Source organism: Serratia sp. H1w, assembly GCF_000633355.1.
Lineage (GTDB): Bacteria > Pseudomonadota > Gammaproteobacteria > Enterobacterales > Enterobacteriaceae > Chania.
The window spans coordinates 1-4239 of the sequence record NZ_AYMQ01000211.1 but is presented as its reverse complement, the minus strand read 5'-3'; the positions used below and the strand labels follow the sequence as shown (position 1 = coordinate 4239).

Sequence of the window (4239 nt, the reverse complement as noted above, 5' to 3'; positions counted from 1 at the left end):
CAATTGCGTGGATTTTATGCATCTAACCAGGCTACATCTCAGGTTTAGACCGCTTGCTTCACCATTGGCCTGAATCTGCGCGCCAAGATCGTGACCAAATAGTAAAACAGGCTAGCGGCGACTAAAGAGTTGATCGCTGGAACGCCTACATCAATAAAGAATCCGATGAAGCCCCCAAATGCACAACCAATCAGCCCTGGCCAAACGATACTCGGGGTATTTTTATGGTCGGGCAATGCTTCAGTAGCCCGTGAGCTATCCAACACATTTTTATAGGTACGAACGAAATAGTACTCAACCAGCATAATGCCCACGATCGGCGGGAACAAGATGCCCATCAACTCCAAGAACCCAATGAATTGGTCCAGAATACCTAAAATTGACAAGGTGGTTCCCACGGCACCAATCGCCAGCGTGGTGGCAATATAGTTGAGCCTGATGCCAAAAAGGCATTCAATGGCGTTTGCCAAGCCAAGGGAGGAAGAGTAAAGGTTAAGATCGTTGACACGCAGCGTGGAGAAAATCACGATCAATAAACCAATCCCACCGGCAGCGGTAGACATGATAGTCACCACATCAGAAGAGCCGATGGCCCTGGCAAGCGTTATCGCCAGCCCGTTGACAATAAATTCACCCACAATGATAGTGATGAGCGACACCCCCAACACCTGCTTTTTATTGCTGAGATAGCGGGTAATATCCGGCGTTGTCAGCGCCGCCAGAGTGTAGGCACCAATGATAATCGTGATCGCCGAGCTGACGCCGATAGTTTCACCACTTGGCTTTATCAGTATCAGCGACGAAACATCATGGCCCGAGAGCGTGAGAAATGAGATATAACAAATCGCAGCGATAAACAGAGGAATGGCAAACTTAGCGATAAACCGCAGAGCACGGAACCCGATAGCGACCAGAATAGTCAATGCGATACCCGCAATGGCTGCGGCGGCATTAAAACCCAGGTGCCCTCCCAAGGCGAAATCCAGTGATTTGCCAAATATCGCCGTTTGAATACCAAACCAGCCCATCAGGCTGACGGCAATGACGATGCCAATCAAGGCCGATCCAATACGACCAAACCCGCACCATCTCGCCAGCAAGCTACACGACATGCCTTCTTGCATCCCGGCAACGCCCATGCCATAGGTAAGCACGCCACAGATGACGCTGGCGATAAAAATCGCGGTATAGGCATCAATAATTGACATGCCGTGCCCTAGCGCCGCCCCTAACATAAACTGATCGAGCGCGGTTAGCATGCCAGCATGAACAAGAGCGACACCAATAAAAGGCAACCGCTTATTGCGCGGAACACGCCTTAACGCGAATTCATCTATCCCTTCAGACACAATAGTTATCCTTAAATGAATTTAACACCCTTCACAATAAACTCTTCAGGTATATAGCAGTCCAGCCCAATGACCAAGGCAAATTCAATGAACTGAGACAGGCTCGAGACTTTTGCTTTTCGGTATATGGTGTAGGTATGACGTTCTACCGTTCTGGTATTGATAGTTAGAATTCTAGAGATTTCTTTAGCTGAGTATCTCTGCATCAAGAAAAAGATGACTTTAAGCTCGGTGGGGGAGAATAACTCCGTCGGTGCTAATGAACTGACAAAACGCGCTTTTTCATTTCTGAAATAATTCATCGGCGTGAGGAGCTTGAAGGGCCTGGAAGACCAAAGCGTGCCTACCACCTTCTCGCCAAGGAAGATTGGGTATTTATCGCCAATGTACGGTGATAAATGAGCATTACCATACCAGTAATTGGTTTCTATGACCGGCACATCCGTTTTTCTCTGGATGACCAGCAGATCCTGGTTGGTGTAGTCATCGGCCAGTTCACTCCAATCAACAGGAACCTCTTCATCAAGCCTGCCAACAATATCATAGCCCTTGGGGATATTGGCATATCGCTCCGCCGCTTCATTCATATAAACATTGACGGATTCAAGATCTTTGATGCCCCACGGAATGCTGGTTGCCTCAAGATAAGGTATTAGCTCTTCAAGGTTATTCTTAATATGGTAGAACATAGCCGACCCTCCACTGGTGTCCCTGACAGAATACATTAGCTATTTTAAACTTTCAAGCGGCGGGTTATTGGATAATTACTACGTAAAAACTACGTATATACAAATGTGATTTATTCCGTAATATTTGGGATTAGCCAACATCAGGGAAACGCCATGATTGCAGCAATTAAGATTAAGCGTGATGCGGCTCAAAATAATAACACTATAAATCACTTATAAAAGCTCGTTTTACCGACGTTAAATTCGGGATAAATATGTGAGATACATCACATATTAGTTACTCCCCCAAACAAACATTCCTTGGGGGAGCCAACGTTTTCTCATCAAACCGCTACTCGTTTGCCCGGCATTATATAGAACACTTGAGCAATCGCAGTTTCATGCATTATCACTCAACCTGCGTTTACGGAGCAGGAACCACACCCTGAATTTCGCCGGTATACCCGGTGCGGGAGATCGCCGTCAATAATACCTGGTTATCAAATCCCTCCGGCACAATCACTTCCGCCTGATGCGTTTTCAGCGAGGCTTTGGCCTTGATCACCCCATCGGTAGAGCGCAACGCCTTATTGATGGAGATAACGCACAAGGAACAGGTCATTGCTTTGATATCGATAGTCACTTTCTGGTTCTCCGCCCAGAGTCGCGGTGCGAACATCACCAACGCCAGCAGCAGCAAAATACGCTTTTTCATTCCATCATTTCCCATAACCAAGGTAATACGTAGGGATAAGTCATCAACGCCAATAGCAGCGGAAGAGACAGCCAGTAAAGCCAAACCAATACCCGACGGCTGACGACGTTCACACAAACCGGTCGTGGCGACAGATAAAGCCGCCAAAACCCTCGCAACATCAGCCCAACGGCGAGAATGATCATTGGCCACTGTAGCCAGGATAACGCCGGGATCCCGGTCAGCCCGGCAGCCGAAATGCCAAACACCAGATACAACAGTGGGCCAAGGCAACAGAGCGTCGACGCTGCGGCGGCAAGCAATGCCGCCAACAACGTAACCACGCTGCCCTTAACGCTGCTCGACAGAGACATAGTCATAGCTGAACTCAGCCGGATCGTAGAAGTTTAACGGGTCGCCATCCACTTCGGCATACGGGTAACCAAAGTTATTGAGGTCGCCCTGCTCTGCTTCTGGCGAAAGCGCAAAATCACGGGCGTAGTTAAAGCCAACCCAGTTCATTTCCCAATTGCCAAACAGATACTCGCTGACGGCCTCCACAGCGGGATCGCCATTTTCCTTTTTCTCTGTCAGACGCATTTTAGTGACATCGGCTGGGTCGGCCGGTAACCAACCGAAACCCACCAACCAGAACATCGCCCGGCAGTGCTGCCCTCCGCTGACTTTCGCCACGCCTTGCTCATCGGCACTACCAAAGGCCTTTTTCGAATAGTTCTCCAGCTTGCGGGAAGCTCCCAGGCGGATACCAAACATTTCACGTGCGGGGATGCCGCTGGCGCGACATAATGCGACAAACACCGAGTTGATATCGGTGCATTTTCCGCCCAGCTTGCCAGCTTTAAGGATTTGCCCCACATCTCCGGTACCGCAACCAATCACCGCATCGTCGCGATGCATATGGGTTCTTACCCATTCATGGATTAGCCGCGCCTGTTGCAGTGGGGATTTCTCATCGCCAATAATCTTCAACGCGGTTTCTTTCACCAGACCATCCACCGGGATATGTGGGGTTGCGTTAAGATAGGGCTTCACCTCTGCGGGGAATACCAGTTCGGTTTGTGGCAGGTGCCATTCGGATAGCTGTTTGCTCTTCAGCGGTTCCCAGTCCAGGGTTTCAATCAGCATTTCCACTTTCAGTTCCATCGGCCCTTTGGAATCCGCCCAGGAAGCAAACAGCGTTTTAGCCGCGTAGCTATTGTTCGCCGTAAGATAGGCCTGCTGATAGTTGCCAGAAAAGGTCACGTGTTTGAGTTGTTGAAAGGCGGTGTCCTCTGGTAGCGGGATCCACAGATTGACCTTACCTTCGGAGCCCGCTGGCGCTTTCAGTTGATAGGTCTGCGTCATCACAAAGCGTCTTCTGTTGTCCACGCAGGTTGACGCCGGGATATCGGTTTTACGCGACTCAGACCAGGCCGGGCCGATCAGCCCAAAAGAAGATAACGCCGCCGCACCCTTGAGAAATTTACGCCTTTCCATCACAGTTCCTTTTTTGGTCATGTATTCAATG

The 4239-nt window shown here is 49.4% G+C and carries 5 protein-coding genes; all 5 read right to left on the bottom strand.

The features are described 5' to 3' along the window. Positions 1-44 precede the first annotated feature (44 nt). The gene (locus U869_RS0128850) at positions 45-1337 is read right to left on the bottom strand and encodes a cytosine permease (protein ID WP_029987597.1); all 1293 of its coding nucleotides are present in this window, start codon (positions 1335-1337) and stop codon (positions 45-47) included. A gap of 23 nt (positions 1338-1360) precedes the next feature. Further along, entirely contained in the window at positions 1361-2038 is a 678-nt protein-coding gene (locus U869_RS0128845) for a helix-turn-helix transcriptional regulator (RefSeq protein WP_025120994.1), read from the bottom strand. 403 nt (positions 2039-2441) lie between these two features. After that, positions 2442-2732 (bottom strand): heavy-metal-associated domain-containing protein, encoded by a 291-nt coding sequence (locus U869_RS0128840; protein WP_025120995.1) that lies wholly within the window; start codon positions 2730-2732, stop codon positions 2442-2444. Further along, on the bottom strand, positions 2729-3091 hold the full coding sequence (locus U869_RS0128835) for a mercuric transporter MerT family protein (RefSeq protein ID WP_115650712.1): 363 nt from the start codon (positions 3089-3091) through the stop codon (positions 2729-2731). The genes U869_RS0128840 and U869_RS0128835 overlap by 4 nt, the downstream gene beginning before the upstream one ends. Beyond that, the coding region (locus U869_RS0128830; RefSeq protein WP_232785429.1) for a transglutaminase-like domain-containing protein at positions 3063-4239 on the bottom strand (1177 nt) is incomplete at its 5' end. The genes U869_RS0128835 and U869_RS0128830, both read right to left, overlap by 29 nt.